The organism is Caldimonas mangrovi (assembly GCF_023721835.1).
Taxonomy (GTDB): Bacteria; Pseudomonadota; Gammaproteobacteria; order Burkholderiales; family Burkholderiaceae_C; genus Caldimonas; species Caldimonas mangrovi.
Genome location: NZ_JAMKFE010000010.1, coordinates 26,161 through 42,125, shown reverse-complemented (window position 1 = coordinate 42,125; position 15,965 = coordinate 26,161). Strand labels below are relative to the sequence as shown.

The window sequence follows — 15,965 nt, the reverse complement described above, 5'->3', positions numbered from 1 at the left end:
GCGATGAAATATAATGGAGTCTCTCCAGGAGCAATCTAGGGGAAACACCACTACTTGCTCCAAGAAAACACGACACGATGTCATAACATGCAAACGGACATCTACATCGGTATCGACATGGGCTCCACCGGCCTGAAGGCGGTCGCCTTCGAAGCGGGGAGCGGTGCAACCCTGGCCGCCGCGGGCGACGCCTTGCCGCACGTGCGCCTGCCCGACGGCGGGTGCGAGCTCGCGGGCACGGCCATCCGCGACGCTCTGGTGCAAGCGCTGCGCAGCGTCTCGCAGCAACTCGGCCCGCGCGTCGGCCAGGTGCGCGCCCTCGCCTGCACCGGGCATGGCGCAGGCCTGTATGCGCTGGACGCGCAGGGCGAGCTGCTGCGCGGCTGTGCCGTCGCATCGACCGACCAGCGCGCCGGCCGGCGGGCACGGGCGCTGGCGCAGCGCCTCGGCACCGAACTGTTCGAGGATGTCGGCTGCCGACCGTGGGCCGGCCAGCCCACCTTGATCGCGGCCGAGCTGCTGGAGACCGGTGCCTTGCAACGCAGTGCGATCCGCCACCTGCTGTTCGCGAAGGACTACCTCGCGTTCCTGCTGACCGGCGAGCTGGCCAGCGACGCCAGCGACGCCAGCACTGCAGGCCTGCTGTCGCTCGCCACCGGACGATGGTCGCCGCTGGCCTTCGAAGCTGCCGGCCTGTCCGACCTGGCCGCCGGCACGTTGCCGCCCCTCGTGCCCAGCGGCACCCAGATCGGCCGGCTGTTGCCGGCACAGGCCGCCGACTGCGGGCTGCCCGCCGGCCTGCCGGTGGCCTCGGGTGCCATCGACCTGCTCGCTTCATTGATGGCCGTGGGCGCTCAGCAACGTGGCCAGGCGGTGGCGGTGCTGGGCACCTGGTGCGTGAACGCCGTCATCGCGCCGGTCCGCGAGCCCAAGCCTGCCGTCGGCGCCGTCGTGACCTTCGGCGCCACCGATCAGCGGCTGTATCTGGAGAACAGCCCGTCATCGATGGCCAACATCGCCTGGCTCGCACGCACGTTGCAGTTTCCGAGCGCCGCCGCCGTGGTCGATTGCGCAATGTCGGTGCCGCTGGGAGCAGCCGGGCTGCGCTTCCTGCCCTTCATCAACGGCGCCGCAGCCGGCTTCATCGGGCTGGCGAGCCACCACGACCGCGCGCACATGGCCCGTGCCGTGGTCGATGCCGTCGCGGCACTGCACGTGCAGCACCTGAGCCGGCTGGCGTCCTTCGGTTTGGGCGTGCCGGGCCGTGTCGCGGCGCTCGGTGGCGGCGCGCGCGATGCGCGCGTGGTGCAATTGCTCGCCTCCTTGCTGGGCCACGCGGTCGAACGCTGTGGCGACGACGAAACCGGTGCGCGCGGGGCCGCGCTCCATGCGGCGCAGTCGCAAGGAGCGCCACTCGACGCCCTGCCAGCACCTTGCAACCTGGTCGAACCGGCGCCGCACGACGCGCAGGTCTGTACCGATTTCCGTGCGGGTTTCGCCGAGCTGACCCAGCAGCTCGCGCCGGCTTTCGCGCTGCTCGCCGGAGGCCGTCCATGAGCGCACCGCGCGCGCCCTTCGTCCGTCCGGCCTCGCTGGCCGGGCGGCATTTCTCCACCGTGATCGTCGGCGCCGGCATCAACGGCGTGGGCGTGTTCCGCGACCTGTCGCTGCAGGGCGTCGACTGCCTGATCGTCGACAAGGGCGACTTCGCCGCCGGTGCGAGCAGTGCACCGTCGCGCATGATTCACGGCGGCCTGCGGTACCTGGAGCACGGGTCCTTCTCGCTGGTGGCCGAGGCCACGCGAGAACGCAACCTGCTGCTGCGCAACGCGCCGCACCTGGTCCGCCCGCTGAAGACGGTGGTGCCGCTGTCGAACCACTTCGGTGGCCTGCTCAGCGGCCTGCTGCGCTTCGTCGGCATCTCGGCGTCGCCCGGCTCCCGCGGGCTGCTGGTGGTGGCACTGGGCCTGCGGCTGTACGACCTGCTGGGTCGCCGCCAGCGCACGATGCCCGGTCACTCGATCGAGCGCGTGCCACCGCGCGACGGTGCGCTGTTTCGCCCCGACGTGCGCTGGACGGCCACCTTCTTCGACGCCTGGATCAGCCATCCCGAATGGTTGATCCTGGAACTCATGGGCGATGCCTGCCGCGACCAGCCGAACGCGGTGGCTGCCAACTACTGCAAGGTCACGGGCTGCGAGGGCAAGACGCTGACGCTGCGCGACGAGCTGACCGGCGAGAGCGTGCAGGTCACTGCAGACACCGTCGTCAACGCGACCGGGGCCTGGCTCGACCAGAGTGCGAGCGTGATGGAAGGCGCCAGCGCGCGCGTGATGGGCACCAAGGGCTCGCACCTGGTGCTCGACCACCCGCTGCTGCGCCGCCTGCTGGACGGGCGCATGGCGTACTTCGAGGCTTCGGACGGACGCGTGTGCATCGTCTACCCTTTCCTCGGCCGCGTGCTGGTCGGCTCCACCGACATCCCGGTCGACGACCCCGACCAGGCCGCGACCGAACCGGCCGAGGTCGACTACCTGCTCGGCGTGCTGCACGAGGTGTTTCCGCGCCTGTCGTTCGACCGTCGCAACGTGCTGTACACCTTCGTGGGGGTCCGGCCGCTGGCACGCTCGGATGCCGACAAGCCCGGGCGCATCTCGCGCGATCACAGCGTGGTGGTCGACCCGCCCAATGCCCGGCGCGCGATCGCGATGGTCTGCCTCGTGGGTGGTAAATGGACGACTTTCCGTGCGCTGGCGCAGCAGGCCACCGACGACGTGCTGCGCCTGCTCGGCCGCCGACGGGTGCACTCGACCGAGCTGTTGCCGATCGGCGGCGGCGCCGAGTGGCCGGCCGATGCCAGGGCGATGGACGCCTTCCTGGCGCGCATCGAGGCCGCCGGCGGTGTCAACCGCGAGCGCGCCTGGAACCTGGTGAGCCGCTACGGCACGCTGGCGCACGCGCTGGCCCGACGCTTCGCAAGCACCGGCGACCGTCCGCTGCAACACGAGCCCGACTATTCCGTGGACGAGCTGCGCTACCTGTGCCACGAGACCGGCGTGGTGCATCTCGCCGACCTGGTCATCCGCCGCACGCTGCTGGCCATCAGCGGCCGGCTCACCGATGCGCTGCTTGCCGAGCTGGCGGATATCGCCGCCGAGGCGCTGGGCTGGGACGCAGCGCGGCGCCGCCGCGAACTCGACGCCTGCGCCGAGCTGCTGCGCGAGCGGCACAGCGTGGCCCTCGCCGCGTCGGGGGTGCACCACCGGCGTCCCCCGGCTTACGATGCATCATTGGCCGCCGATTCGATCTCTTCTGCCTTGCCCACGTGAACCACACCACTACCCTCCCGTCCCCCTCGATGCCCGCCCTGGACCGCAACGCCGGTGCGCCGCTGTGGATGCAGTTCCGCGACGTGCTGCGCGGCCGCATCCTGCAGGGCGACTTCGGGGTCGGCACCAAGCTGCCCACCGAAGCCGAATTCGGCGAGCAGTTCGGCATCTCCCGCATCGTGGTTCGCGAGGCGCTCGCAGACCTGGTACGCACCGGCCTGATCTACAAGATCCGCGGCCAGGGCGCTTTCGTGTCGGCCCGAGAGCGCGACGAGGACTTTGTCTCGACCGTGCTGGGGTTTTCCGACGAGATGGAACGCAAGGGCCTGACCGTGCGCACCCAGGTGCTGGAGCAGGAGTTGCGTGCACCGACCGAGCAGGAAGCGAGCGCGCTCGAGTTGAAGGACACCGACCAGGTGGTGGCCCTCAGGCGCCTGCGCAGCGTCGACAACGAGCTGCGCCTGCTGGTCGAAACCGTCGTGCCGGCCGACCTGGCGCCGGGCCTGCACCGCACCCGTCTGGAGAACCGATCGCTGTACGAACTGCTGCGGCGCCAGTACGGGCTGCGCATCGTGCGTGCAGAGCGCTGGATCGATGCGGTGCTGCCCGATGCGCCGACGCAGGAACTGCTGGGCATCACCGGGCAGGAGCCGCTGCTGCGCATCGAATCCATCGCCTATGGTGCGAGCGGCCGGCCCGTGGAGCACTATCGTGCCCTGCATCGCTGCCAATCGAGCCGGCTGCACGTGAAGACGACAACCTGACGCGGCTCACGGCCGCTCAGGCTCAGCGCGCCTTCTTGGCGGCGGTCTTCTTCGCAGCGACCTTCTTGGCAGCCTGCTTCTTGGCTGCGACCGGCGCGGCCTTGGCGGCGCCCGCCTTGCGCGCTGCGGCCTTCGGGTCGACCGCCGCCTTGAACGCGCTGCCCGGCACGAACTTCGGCACCTTCGTCGCGGCGATCTTGATTGCCTTGCCTTCCCGCGGGTTGAAGCCGGTGCGCGCGGCGCGTGCGACCTGCTTGAAAGTACCGAAGCCGATCAGCTGGACGCTGTCGCCCTTCTTGACGGCGCCGACGATGGTCTCCAGCAGGGTGTCGACGATGCGGCCGGCGGCAGCCTTGCTGAGGTCGTGAGAGGTGGCCAGTTTTTCGATCAGTTCAATGCGATTCATGCGTTCAAGTGCTCATGGGTTGCAGGCGCGCGGTTGCGAGCCCGGCCTTTGCAACATCAAAGGCGGCGCAAGTGTAACCACCACGGCCGGCTCGCGCGCGCTCGCCGGTGTGATCCTCGGCAAACACATGATCCGGGCTTGTCCCAATGACGGGTGCGGCGAACCGGTCCTGGTGTGCCGCTGGCCAAATTCGTGGAAGAAGTCGAGGCGAGAAACGCCTGCATGCGCTCGACATCGGTTCCACGACCTACGGGACCGCACCCTAGAAGCTGGACGACACCGAAAGCGCCAGGGATCGCGGCTCGGCGATGTCGACGGAATAGCCGTCGGAGATCAGCGCCCTGCGCGCCAAGGCATTGCCCAGCGTCAATTGCGCCCGCCATCCCTCGGCGCGATAGGCCAGCGAGAGGTCCAGCATGAAATACGACGGCAACCGGAGTTCGTTGGGAGGCAGATGTGCACGCCGGCGCCCTTCGCCCACCAGGCCCAGGCCTGCGGTCCAGTGCGTCTTGAAGGTTTGCGTCAGCCACGCGGTGGCGAACCAGGGCGCCACGCCCGGCAAGGCGGTGCCTGGCGGCACACCGCTGTCTTTCACGACCTCTGCGCGCAGCCACTCGATGCTGGCGTCGAGCTGGGCTCCCGGCCATGGGTGGCCGCGCAGGTCCAGCTCGATGCCCCGGCTGCGTCGCTCGCCTCCAGGCAGCGAAAAATCCGGATGCGACGGGTCGATCGTCGACAGGTCGCGCTTGTCGAGCTGGAACAGCGACAACGTGCCCATCAATCCTTCGTCCGGGTGCCCCCACTGCACGCCCACTTCGAGCTGTCGGCTCTTCTCGGGCGGCAACAGGTTGCCGCTGGCCGTGGCCTGCCCGAGTTGCGGGCGGGAGGACTGGGTCCAGCTGGCGAACCAGGACAGTCGTGGGCCGGTGTCGTAGACGAGGCCGACCCTGGGCGACAACAAGGTATGTTCGCCCTGGTAGCGCTCGCCATCGAGGTGGTTGTCGCTCCATGCCTGCACGCGTTCCGCGCGCAGCGCCACCAGCGCACGCAGCCGCGGGCCGATGGCGAGCCGGTCCTGCAGATACGCCACCTGGGTGCGGCTGCTGTCCTGGCGGTCGACGTCGGACACGAACTCACCGGGCCGGGTTCCGTAGTGCGGTGTATCCAGATCGAGCGACGCGAGCGGCGCCATGCGGCCCGACGTGGACGCGCGGTAGCGCCCCAGCTCGACACCCGCCAGCAGCTCGTGGCGCACCGACGGCGTCTCGATCTGCGTGTACCACTCGGTCTGCGCAACCTCGCTGGCGACGCTTTCGCGGCGGCGGACGGCCACCCGTCGCACCGCCTGTCCGTTGCTCGTCAGGACATCGTCACCCGTCATTCCGTAGACGTCGAGTTCGGTGGCGTCGGTCCAGGCGCGGTAGCGCTGCACGAACAGCGCCTGCCGCACGCGCCAGCGGGACCCGTCACGGTGTTCCAGCGCCAGGCGCCAGGTGTGCCCTCGTTCGTCGAGCCGGTCGCCACGCTCGCCGAGCGTGCCGCGTTCGGGAAAGGCGATCAGCGGTGCCAGCGCAAGCCGATCGGGCGCCACCTGGTCGTTCACCTTGAGCGCGTCTGCCTCCAGCGCGATCCGGGTGTCGGCGCTCAGGCGCCATGCGATGGCCGGGGCCAGCCCGTACGACTCGATGTCGTCGAAACGCCGGCGCCCGGGACCGCCCTCGGCGAGCGCGCCGATACGCACCGCCACATCGCCGTCCCGGCCCGCTGTGCCACCGAGATCCGCCCGCAGCGATCGATAACCGTAGCGCTCCAGGCTCCACTGCGCGTCGTGTCGTCGCTTGCCGTCCGGCGGCAAGGTCAGCACGTTGAGGTCGCCGCCGGGTTTCCCGTTGCCATAGAGTGCCGAGGCCGGCCCCTTGAACACTTCGACACCTTCGCGGCCGGCATCGCTCTCGCCGCCCAGGTACCCGAAGTCGCGGTAGCCGTTGCGCAGTGCGCTCTCGTTCTCGAAGCCACGCAGGAAGTTGCGGTTGACGGCAAAACCGCCGTAGCCCGCTGGCGCCGCCATGCCCAGGCTGCCGCCCGCATCGTTGAACTTCAGCACTTGCCGTTCGCCGCCGCTTTCGTTGAAGTCGCCCGATGCAGCGGCGCCGTCGCACAACACGCCAGCCGCGGCCGCGCACAGCCACCAGGCGCAGCCGCGCCTGCCCGGGCGTCGACTCACGGGGCGACGGCGAGCAACGGAGCGTGCCGAGACCGTGTCTCGGGGGCGACGCAGACCTGCTCGCACGAGACGATCTGTCCGTTGTCCATCCGCACCAGCCGATCGGCCAGCGGGAAGTAGCGATCGTCGTGCGTGATCACGAGCACCGTCTTGCCCTGCGCTTTCAGTTCCGGTAGCAGCTCGCGGTAGAACACGTCCTTGAACACCGGATCCTGATCCGCCGCCCATTCGTCGAAAACGAGGAACGGCCGGTCTTCGAGGTAGGCCACCACCAGGGCGAGGCGTTTGCGCTGGCCTTGCGACAGCGCTCGCGTGGTGAACGCGCCGTCGCGCATCTGTACCTTGTGCTTCAGGTGCAACTTCTCGATCAAGGCATTGCCGGTGGTGTCCAGCTCGGCGCTCGGCACGTCGAGCAGGCGGTCGAACAGATGGAAGTCGGAAAAGATCGCCGAGAAGCACTGCCGGTAGCGGTCGCGGCTCGCATCGTCGACACGCTCGCCGTTCAGCAGGACACGGCCTTCCTCGGGGCGGTACAGCCCCAGCAACAGCTTGGCAAGCGTGGTCTTGCCGCTGCCGTTGCCGCCTACCAGAAACGTGAGCTGTCCCGTCTCGAACGTCAGGTCGATGGGGCCGAGCGTGAACATGTCGTCGCTCGCTTCATGGTAGTAGCGGTGACGTACGCCTTCGAGCGTCACGCGGCTCAGCGCCGGGGCACGGGTGGCAGACGGGCCATCATCGGTGGCGGGCAGGTTCTGTGTGATCTCGTCGATGCGGGCGGCCGACACGCGCGCGAGGTTGGCACGCGGCAGGTTCAGTAGCAGTGTTTCGAGCGGCGTCACCATGTAGACGAAGACAAGCGCGAAACCGGTCATCACGCGCGTGCGCTCGGGCACGTCGCCCACGAGCATGAACAGCACCAGCCCGATGAACGCATAGATGAGGAAGTTGCCCCAGCTCGCCGACGCGACGAAGATGGACATGCCCCGGGCCCGCTCGCGCCGCACCGTCTCGATGGAGTCGCCCAGCACCTCTTGCGAGAACCGCTCGCGCTTGCGCCCGTTCAGCCGCAGCTCCTTGGCACCATCGACCAGCGAGCGGAAGTGATCGAACAGCCGGTCCTGCTCCCTGGAGGCCGTATCGAGATGGCGAATCGCCCGCAAGTGCGCCAGGTGGTAGCCGAGCGAGCCGAGGCCGATCACGACCAATGCGGCCAGGAACACCTGCCACGACAGCCACGCCATATAGACGAGGCAGCCGACGACGATGATGGCGTTCGTCAGGATCGCCGGGACGCTGACGAAAAACTCTGCGACCCGCGTGCTGTGCTCGGAAAGCGCTGAATGCACCTTGGGGCCACCGAGTTCCTCGAGGCGGCGAAAGTCAGCCGCAACCACGTGCTGAGAGATATAGCGCCGCAATACGGCATGTGCGCTCTGGCTCAACCGCTCGAAGAGCACGGACGCGCCCATCTGGCTCAGCATGGCGAGTACCGCCACTCCGCCGAAGGTCCACGCCAGGGCCGCCCGGGCCGCGCCGGTGTCGGCGGTGAGCGCCGCGTTGATCTGGGCCACGAGCAGCACGCTGAACACGCCGGCCAGTGCACTCGCGAAAGCCGCGGCCAGCAGCAGGCCGCGGGATTGCTTCAGCAGATAAGACAGCACGAAGATCCCCCGCTCAAGGGTGCAGCACGGTGCGCTGCAACGCGGGATCACCGACGATCTCGCCGTCGGTGAACGGGAAGCGCAACCATTGCTTGTCGGCATACCGGCGCACCGGTTCGATGCCATCGCCGTTGTCGACCGCGGTGTCGCGCTGACCGTGGGCCAGCAGGGTGTGGGCCTCGACGCCTTCCGGCGTGAACCGCACGACTTGCAGGTAGCTGTTCGCCAGCGAGTCGGGGCTCATTGCATCCATGTCGTTCTCGTTGCATGCCACCACGAAGTTGCCGTGTCCGTGGCAACCGCCATACAGCGGCACCCGATGCCCTTCGCTGCGCACATAGCGTCGGCGGCCGAGCGGTTCATCCAGCGCTCGCCCGGCACGCCGGAATTCGACCACGGCGTCGGCCAAGGCCCGGGCAACGCGCGGGTCGGCGCCATTGGCCTGGTGCGGCGTGCTCAGCGGCGCACTGGCAGAAAAAGCCTGCCGGAACAGCTCGCTCTCCGGGATGTCGCGCACACGGCGCCAGAACGCCTCCCACAGCAGCACGCCGCGGTCATCGGCCCCCGCCGTGTTGGGCCAGCGCCCGAGGATGTCGCACGCCGAGCCCAGGTCCACCTTGCCGACGTGCCGCTGCCGGCAGGCCGGATCGAGCAGCTGCGCCTTGAACTGTTCGGCCGAGTACACCCGGGGGTGGAGTGCATCGCGCATCACGCGGCGTGCGAGTTCGGCCGACGAGCCGGCTGCCGACGTCACCAGCGACTGCGCCATCTCGTGCCCGAGCCGCCCCCGCAGGGACAAGGCGCGCCGCTCGCCGCCCAGCAGCGAAGGAAAGCCCTCCAGCGGCTGCGCCGGCTGCGTCAACCAGTAGCTGTCGTTCATGTTCGCGACGTAGTCCTCGCGCAGCAGGCTGGGTTGCGCCGCAGCGGGCATCGTGCCCGGTTGCGCGGCCGCAGGGTCGTGCTGCCAATCACAGGCAGAACGGCTGCCGTCGAGCAAAGGCGTCAACGGGTCGACCTGTGCAAAGCCCTCGGCCAGCGGCGTCGCGCAGCTCTGGCGCAGCGGATCGGGCACGTTGGGCACGGCACCGACATCCGCGTACCAGACCCGGCCGTCGCCACGCCCGATCGCGAGCGTGTTGACCCAGGGAACGGCGGCCTCACGGCGCTGGATCTCGATGAACTCGTCCAGAGACTTGGCCTGGTTCCAGTAGAAAAAGTTGCGGAACACGCGGAAGTTGTCAGCGTTCACGTCGCGCAGCGCGAGCGCGCGTTCGCGTCCCCAGCCGAAGGCGGCGTCCTGGGCTCCCAGGTCGACGATGGGACCGTAGCGGCTGCGGTAGAACGTGCGCGCCACCCGGCGCGGCTTGCCGCCCTCGCCTCGCACCTCGACCGTCACGCGTCGCGCCTGCATGGACTCGACCCGGCCGTCGACGCGGTAGCGGGTCGGACTGCCCTCCACGAGCGAAAGCTCGAACAGGCCGAACCGCCGCGCCTCGGACACGGTGTGGCTCCATGCAACGTCGCGGTTGAAGCCGATCATCACCACGGGAATGCCGAGGAAAGAAACGCCCGCGACGTCCAGGCGGCCCGGGATCGTGAGATGCATCTGGTAGAAGCGGTCCGGTCCGCCCCAGTACCAGTGCGGGTTGCCGAGCAACACGCCGCCGGCCTCACCGGTGGCCTGCCGGCCGAAGGCGATCGCGTTGCTGCCGAGCGCCGGCCGGTCGCCCACCCGATGAGCAAGCAGGCGGCGGAGCGCCTCGCGCCCCGCCGTTTCAGCCTGCGGTGCGTCGGCCGACGCGGGCCGCGCATGGGTCAGCTGCGGGATGAAATGCGCATACCCCGCCGCGAGATGAGCGACGTACATGCGCCGGTAGACGTCTTCGGCGCCGATCGGGCGCACCCAGGCCTGCTGCAGACAGGCATGCGCCGGACGGCCGGTCTGTGGGCCGCGTGCCTGCGTCAGGTAGCGGTTGTATCCCGCGGCATACCCCTCGATCAGCTCGTTCAGCTCCCGCGGTTGTTCGTCGCGGTACCGTTGCACCACACGTTCGTCGACGAACGCCCGGAAGAAGAAGTCCAGGTCGAGATTCTTGGACTGGCCGAAGGTGGAGACACGGGCAGGACGGGCACTCGCTCCAAAGAAGTACGAGCGGCGACCTTCGAACGTCACGAAGCCTTCGGCCAGCGTGCACAGTGCATCCTCGGCTTGCACGTGACCGACGCCGTAGCCGAGGTCGCGCCACCTGCCGGCGCGTATGTGGGGAATGCCGTCCGCGGTGCGCCGCAGCTCGACCGCCGCAGCGGGAGGCGCATCGGTCGCGTCCATGCCCCGGCTGCGTGCGTGTGGGGCGAGCCCTGCAAGAACGAGGGCCAGCAAGGCCGTGCCGATGGCGGCTCCGTGTCGATGTGTGCGCATGTGGTGTCCGAAAGCGTGGTGCTCCGGTGGAGACGAACCAGCCGTCTCGATGTTCAGCAGGTGCGAGTGCGCCCGGCTCGCGTGAACATTTTTCCCCGCGGTTCGTCATGTCCCCTGTGACGGCGCCCTTGCCGGGTCACCGCTCCGATCGCCGAGGATTTCATGCTCTCTCCCATCGTCGAACCAAGGCCCGTGCCGGCACGCTCCGCCGGGGCCGACCGCTGCGCGACCTTCGTCTCTCATGTCACGGGCCTGTCGCTGGTGGCGACCCGCCATGGCGAGCGGCTCACGGTGTGCAGCCCCGGCGGCGCCGAGCGCAGCGGCTGGACCGTGCGAGAAGGCAACGAGCTGCGCCTGGAGTGGAGTGGCCCGTGCGCCGGCGAACCCAGCGAGCCGCACCTGCTGGCCGCCCTGGACGCGACCATGGCCATGCACCCGGCGCACGCCGAACTGGCCCTCGCCTCGCCGCTGCCCCGCCCTACCCAGCTCATACAGTCCGGCACGGTGGTGCTGCAAGCCAGCGAGCGGCCACGCGTGATGCGGGAAGCCTTGTGGCAGCACCCCGGCCTGTGGCTGCCCGCTGGCGCGGTGCTGAGCCCCTTGCAGTACACCTTGACGCAAGGTCGGCGGCACCCCCGCCGCCCTCCCAAGCCGAGCGGAACCGTCTATCGCCGATACATCCCGTGGCTCGGGCAGACACTGAGCTTGCGTGCCATCGATGCCGAGCGCGATCTGTCGCCGTTCAATCGCTGGATGAACGACCCCGTGGTGGCTCAGTTCTGGCAGGAACAGGGCGATGCGGCCCGGCACCGGGCCTACCTGGAAGCCATTGCTGCCGACCCTCACACCGTGGCGCTGGTGGGCTGCTTCGACGACGAGCCGTTCGGCTATTTCGAGATCTACTGGGCGAAGGAGGACCGCATCGCGCCCTTCTACGATGCCGACGACTTCGACCGCGGCTGGCATGTCCTGGTGGGCGAGCCGAAGTTCCGCGGCCGCCCCTACCTGACGGCATGGATGCCGTCGATCTCGCACTACCTGTTCCTGACCGACTGCCGGACGCAGCGCATCGTCATCGAACCTCGCTCGGACAACGCGAAGATGCTGCGCAGCCTGGCCCGCTGCGGCTACGCGCACCTGAAGGAATTCGACTTCCCGCACAAACGCGCGGTGCTCGGCATGCTGCTGCGCGAGCGGTTCTTCGGCGAAGCGCTGTGGATTCCCCGGCCCGACACGCCGCGAGACGCCTGAACCGCAGCTCAAGAGAGAGTCCATGCATATCCACGATCTCATCGGTATCGGCTTCGGCCCGTCGAACATCGCGTTGGCGATTGCACTCGAAGAACTGAGGCAGGCCGGCCAACCTGTCGACGCGCTGTTCATCGAGAAGCAGCCGGGCTTTGCCTGGCATCGAGACATGCTGCTCGGCGGCACGCACATGCAGATCTCCTTCCTGAAGGACCTGGTCACGCTGCGCAACCCGCGCAGCCGCTTCACCTTCGTGAACTACCTGCACGAGAAGAACCGTCTGCAGGACTTCATCAACCTGAAAACCTTTTTCCCCAGCCGCCACGAGTTCAACGACTACCTGGCATGGGCGGCATCGCACTTCGACGACCGCTGCGTCTACGGCGAGGACGTCATCGAGGTGCTGCCCGAGCGACGCGGCTCGGAGGTGAGCCTGCTGCGCGTGCGCTCGCGCGACGCCGAAGGCCATGTGCAAGAGCGCCTTGCGCGCAACCTGGTCGTCGGTGTCGGCGGCGCGCCCAACATCCCGGAGTGCTTCCGTCCGCTCGAGGGCGACCCGCGAGTCTTCCACTCGAGCCGCTATCTGCGGGACATGGCAGGTCATCCGCAGGCGGGCCGCGTCGCCGTCGTGGGCGCCGGGCAAAGCGCCGCCGAGATCTTCATGAACCTGCACGAGCTGCCCCAGGCGCCGCGCGTGGACCTCGTGATGCGAGCCCGGTCGATCCGCCCGTCCGACGACAGTCCCTTCGTCAACGAGATCTTCAACGCCGATTTCGTCGATCAGGTCTACAGCCGCACGAGCGACGAGCGCGCCGCCCTGCTCGACGAGTTCTGGCGCACCAACTACGCGGCACCGGACCTCGCGCTGATCGAGAGGATCTTCGACGTGCTCTACCAGCAGAAGGTGCGCAACGAACAACGCCACCGCTTCCTGCGCCGGCACGAGGTGCGCAGCGCGCGCGCCGCCGGCGACGGCGTGCACCTGACCTTGCTGGACCTGAACCGCGATCGCGAATGCACCGTGCGCTACGACGCGGTGGTGCTCGCGACCGGCTATCGGCGCGACCTGCATCGGCACCTGCTCGAGCCGCTGGCACCTTACCTCGGCTCGTTCGACGTCGACCGCGACTACCGTGTTCGCACCCGGCCGGGCTTCAGGCCCGCCATCTTCCTGCAAGGCGCCTGCGAAGCCACCCACGGGCTGAGCGACACCTTGCTGTCCATCACGGCGGTGCGCACCGCAGAGATCGGTACTGCGTTGCTGTCGGCAGCGCACCTCGCTGCGACGCCTCGGGCTGAGGCGGCAGGCGCCATGCGACCGGCCGCCGTTTGACCAGGAGCTCCCATGACCACTCACGCCACTCGCCTCGACGGCGACGCCGCAGCCGCAGAGCTGGCCCGGCGGCACGACGCCCTGTCTCAGCCCTATGCGATCGAGACGAATGCCTTGCTCGAGCGCCAGGCCGCGCGCGAATCCAATGCCCGCAGCTATCCGCGCCGCCTGCCGCTCGCACTGAAGCGGGCCCACGGCATCTACGTCGAAGACATCGAAGGCCGCGTCTTCATCGACTGCCTTTCGGGTGCGGGCACGCTGGCCCTCGGGCACAACCACCCGGTGGTGGTCGGTGCCATCCGCCAGGTGCTCGACGACGGCCTGCCTCTGCATACGCTGGACCTGACCACGCCGGTCAAGGACCGCTTCGTGCAGGACCTGTTCGAGATGCTGCCGCCGGATTTCGCGCGCAGCGCGAAAGTGCAGTTCTGCGGGCCGAGCGGTGCCGACGCTGTCGAGGCCGCGTTGAAGCTGGTGAAGACCGCCACCGGTCGAGGCACCATGCTGGCCTTCCATGGTGCTTACCACGGCATGACGCAGGGCGCACTGAACCTGACCGGCAGCCTGGCGCCCAAGCGCCCGTTGAACGGGGTCCTGCACGGCGTGCAGTTCCTGCCCTACCCCTACGACTACCGATGCCCGTTCGGCCTCGGCGGGCCGGCCGGCGTGCAGGCCGGACTGAGCTACCTGGAAACCGTGCTCACCGACCCGGAGGGCGGTGTGCCGGCCCCCGCGGGACTGATCTTCGAAGTGGTGCAGGGTGAAGGCGGCGTGATCCCGGCGCCCGATGCATGGGTTCGCGGCGTGCGGGCACTGACTGCGCAAACGGCCGTGCCGCTGGTCGTCGACGAGGTGCAGACGGGTTTCGGCCGTACCGGGCGCTGGTTCGGCTTCGAGCACGCCGGCATCGTGCCCGACGTGGTGGTGCTGTCGAAGGCCATCGGCGGCAGCTTGCCGCTGTCGGTCGTCGTCTACCGCGGCGAGCTGGACCTGTGGAGCCCGGGCGCGCATGCCGGCACCTTCCGGGGCAACCAGATGGCCATGGCCGCGGGCTCGGCCACGCTGCAGTTCATGCGTGAGCAGGCGCTGCATGACCAGGCGGCGCGGCTGGGCGCGCGCCTGCAGCGGCAACTCCGGCAACTGCAGTCCGACTTCCCGCTGATCGGCGACGTTCGCGGGCGCGGACTGATGATCGGCGTCGAGCTCGTCGACCCGCAGGCTGCCGCCACTGCGCAGGCCCGTTCCCCCGCCATGCCGGCGTTCGCGAGTGCCGTGCAGGCCGAATGCCTGCGTCGTGGCCTGATCCTGGAACTGGGCGGACGCCACGGCAGCGTCGTGCGCTTCCTGCCCCCGCTGGTCATCGATGAGCGGCAACTCGACCGCGTGTTCGACATCTTCGCCCAGGCGGTACGTGCTGTTGCGCTTGCGACCCACCCGAGCACCGGAACCCGCGACGCGCGGCCAGCCGCCCTGGTGCCCTGAGCGAGAGGACCGCATCTGCATGCACCCCGATCTGGAAGCCTTCCTCGACCTGGTGGCCGCGGCGGGCCGCGATCCGATGCACCGGCAACCTCTTGCGATCGCCCGTGCCGAGTACGACCGTGCCGCACGCGACCTCGACGACACCACGGACGCCGTTGCAGAGATACGGCACTGCGCCGTGCCGTGCCGCGACAGCGCGACCGTCGCCGCGCGGCTGTACCTGCCCCAGCAGCCACAGCGCGGTGCCGGCCTGCCCGTGCTGCTGTACTTCCATGGCGGTGGCTACACGGTGGGCGGCCTGGACTCGCACGACGGCTTGTGCCGGGCGCTGTGCGCGCGCACGCCGTGCGCCGTTCTGTCGGTGGCCTACAGGCTTGCGCCGGAGCACAAGTTTCCGACCGCCTGCAATGACGCCGAGGATGCCTATCTCTGGCTGTTGGAGCATGGACGGGCGCTCGGGCTCGACACCCGCCGCATCGCCACGGGGGGCGACAGCGCTGGCGGCACATTGGCCACCGCGCTCGCACTCATGGCGCGGGACGCGACCTGGCCCAAGCCGCGCGCACAAGTGCTGCTGTATCCGTGCACCAGCGCCTCGCAGGACACGGCCTCGCACCGCCGGTACGCAAGTGGCTACCTGCTGGAAGGCGATACGCTGCAGTGGATGTACGCCCACTACCTGCGCAACGACGACGACCGCGAGGACCGGCGCTTCGCACCGCTCGAAGCACCCGACCTGCGCGGGCTGCCGGCGGCTTTCGTCGGTCTCGCCGAGCACGACGTGCTGCTCGACGAGGGCCTCGGGTATGCCGAGCGCCTGAAAGCTGCCGGCGTGCCGACGACGGTGGTGGTGTACGAAGGCATGGTCCACGACTTCGCCCGGCTGGCCAACGTGGTGCCCGAAGCCGCGCAGCGCGTGCGGTCCGAGATGGCCGCCTTCCTGGCTCGAGCGTTCACCCGCTGCGACTGACTCGCACCTGGTCGCTGCTGCAGCGGCCCCTTCCTTTGCAATCCCCAGCGGGCCGGCAGCGCTTCGACGTTCCCGGCCCGTGTTGTTTCAATTTTGCTATTGCGACTCATTCTCATTTTGATTAGTATC

At 69.0% G+C, this 15,965-nt stretch carries 11 protein-coding genes; 7 read left to right on the top strand and 4 right to left on the bottom strand.

The window, feature by feature from the left end; translation table 11 throughout:
• The first annotated feature begins 87 nt into the window (after positions 1 to 87).
• The 3 genes from M8A51_RS16380 to M8A51_RS16370 are packed head-to-tail and all read left to right on the top strand — an operon-like array spanning position 88 to position 4,093.
• Complete coding sequence (locus M8A51_RS16380) at positions 88 to 1,557, top strand: FGGY family carbohydrate kinase (RefSeq protein ID WP_251779589.1); 1,470 nt, start codon at positions 88 to 90, stop codon at positions 1,555 to 1,557.
• Positions 1,554 to 3,329 (top strand): glycerol-3-phosphate dehydrogenase/oxidase, encoded by a 1,776-nt coding sequence (locus M8A51_RS16375; protein ID WP_251779588.1) that lies wholly within the window; start codon positions 1,554 to 1,556, stop codon positions 3,327 to 3,329. The genes M8A51_RS16380 and M8A51_RS16375 overlap by 4 nt, the downstream gene beginning before the upstream one ends.
• 29 nt (positions 3,330 to 3,358) lie before the next feature.
• Positions 3,359 to 4,093, top strand: coding sequence for a GntR family transcriptional regulator (locus M8A51_RS16370; RefSeq protein ID WP_251779587.1), 735 nt, complete (start codon positions 3,359 to 3,361; stop codon positions 4,091 to 4,093).
• A gap of 22 nt (positions 4,094 to 4,115) precedes the next feature.
• On the opposite strand, the gene M8A51_RS16365 is transcribed toward M8A51_RS16370, so the two are convergent.
• The 4 genes from M8A51_RS16365 to M8A51_RS16350 form a co-directional block, all read right to left on the bottom strand.
• Positions 4,116 to 4,499 carry an HU family DNA-binding protein gene (locus M8A51_RS16365; protein ID WP_251779586.1) on the bottom strand — a complete coding sequence of 128 codons (384 nt, stop codon included), beginning with the start codon at positions 4,497 to 4,499 and terminating at the stop codon, positions 4,116 to 4,118.
• 262 nt (positions 4,500 to 4,761) lie between these two features.
• Entirely contained in the window at positions 4,762 to 6,723 is a 1,962-nt protein-coding gene (locus tag M8A51_RS16360) for a TonB-dependent siderophore receptor (RefSeq protein ID WP_251779584.1), read from the bottom strand.
• Positions 6,720 to 8,384 (bottom strand): cyclic peptide export ABC transporter, encoded by a 1,665-nt coding sequence (locus M8A51_RS16355; RefSeq protein ID WP_251779583.1) that lies wholly within the window; start codon positions 8,382 to 8,384, stop codon positions 6,720 to 6,722. Before M8A51_RS16355 ends, M8A51_RS16360 begins: the two co-directional genes overlap by 4 nt.
• 13 nt (positions 8,385 to 8,397) lie before the next feature.
• Positions 8,398 to 10,713, bottom strand: a complete 2,316-nt coding sequence (locus M8A51_RS16350; protein WP_251779581.1) for a penicillin acylase family protein — start codon at positions 10,711 to 10,713, stop codon at positions 8,398 to 8,400.
• Between the two features lie 252 nt (positions 10,714 to 10,965).
• On the opposite strand from M8A51_RS16350, the gene M8A51_RS16345 reads away from it, so the two are divergent.
• Genes M8A51_RS16345 through M8A51_RS16330 form a run of 4 tightly spaced genes read left to right on the top strand, consistent with a single transcriptional unit; the run spans position 10,966 to position 15,836 of the window.
• Positions 10,966 to 12,054, top strand: coding sequence for a GNAT family N-acetyltransferase (locus M8A51_RS16345; protein WP_251779579.1), 1,089 nt, complete (start codon positions 10,966 to 10,968; stop codon positions 12,052 to 12,054).
• A gap of 22 nt (positions 12,055 to 12,076) precedes the next feature.
• Complete coding sequence (locus M8A51_RS16340; RefSeq protein ID WP_251779577.1) at positions 12,077 to 13,384, top strand: lysine N(6)-hydroxylase/L-ornithine N(5)-oxygenase family protein; 1,308 nt, start codon at positions 12,077 to 12,079, stop codon at positions 13,382 to 13,384.
• A 12-nt stretch (positions 13,385 to 13,396) separates the two neighbouring features.
• On the top strand, positions 13,397 to 14,866 hold the full coding sequence (locus tag M8A51_RS16335; protein ID WP_251779575.1) for a diaminobutyrate--2-oxoglutarate transaminase: 1,470 nt from the start codon (positions 13,397 to 13,399) through the stop codon (positions 14,864 to 14,866).
• Positions 14,867 to 14,879: 13 nt separating this feature from the next.
• On the top strand, positions 14,880 to 15,836 hold the full coding sequence (locus M8A51_RS16330; protein ID WP_251779740.1) for an alpha/beta hydrolase: 957 nt from the start codon (positions 14,880 to 14,882) through the stop codon (positions 15,834 to 15,836).
• The last annotated feature ends 129 nt before the right edge of the window (positions 15,837 to 15,965 follow it).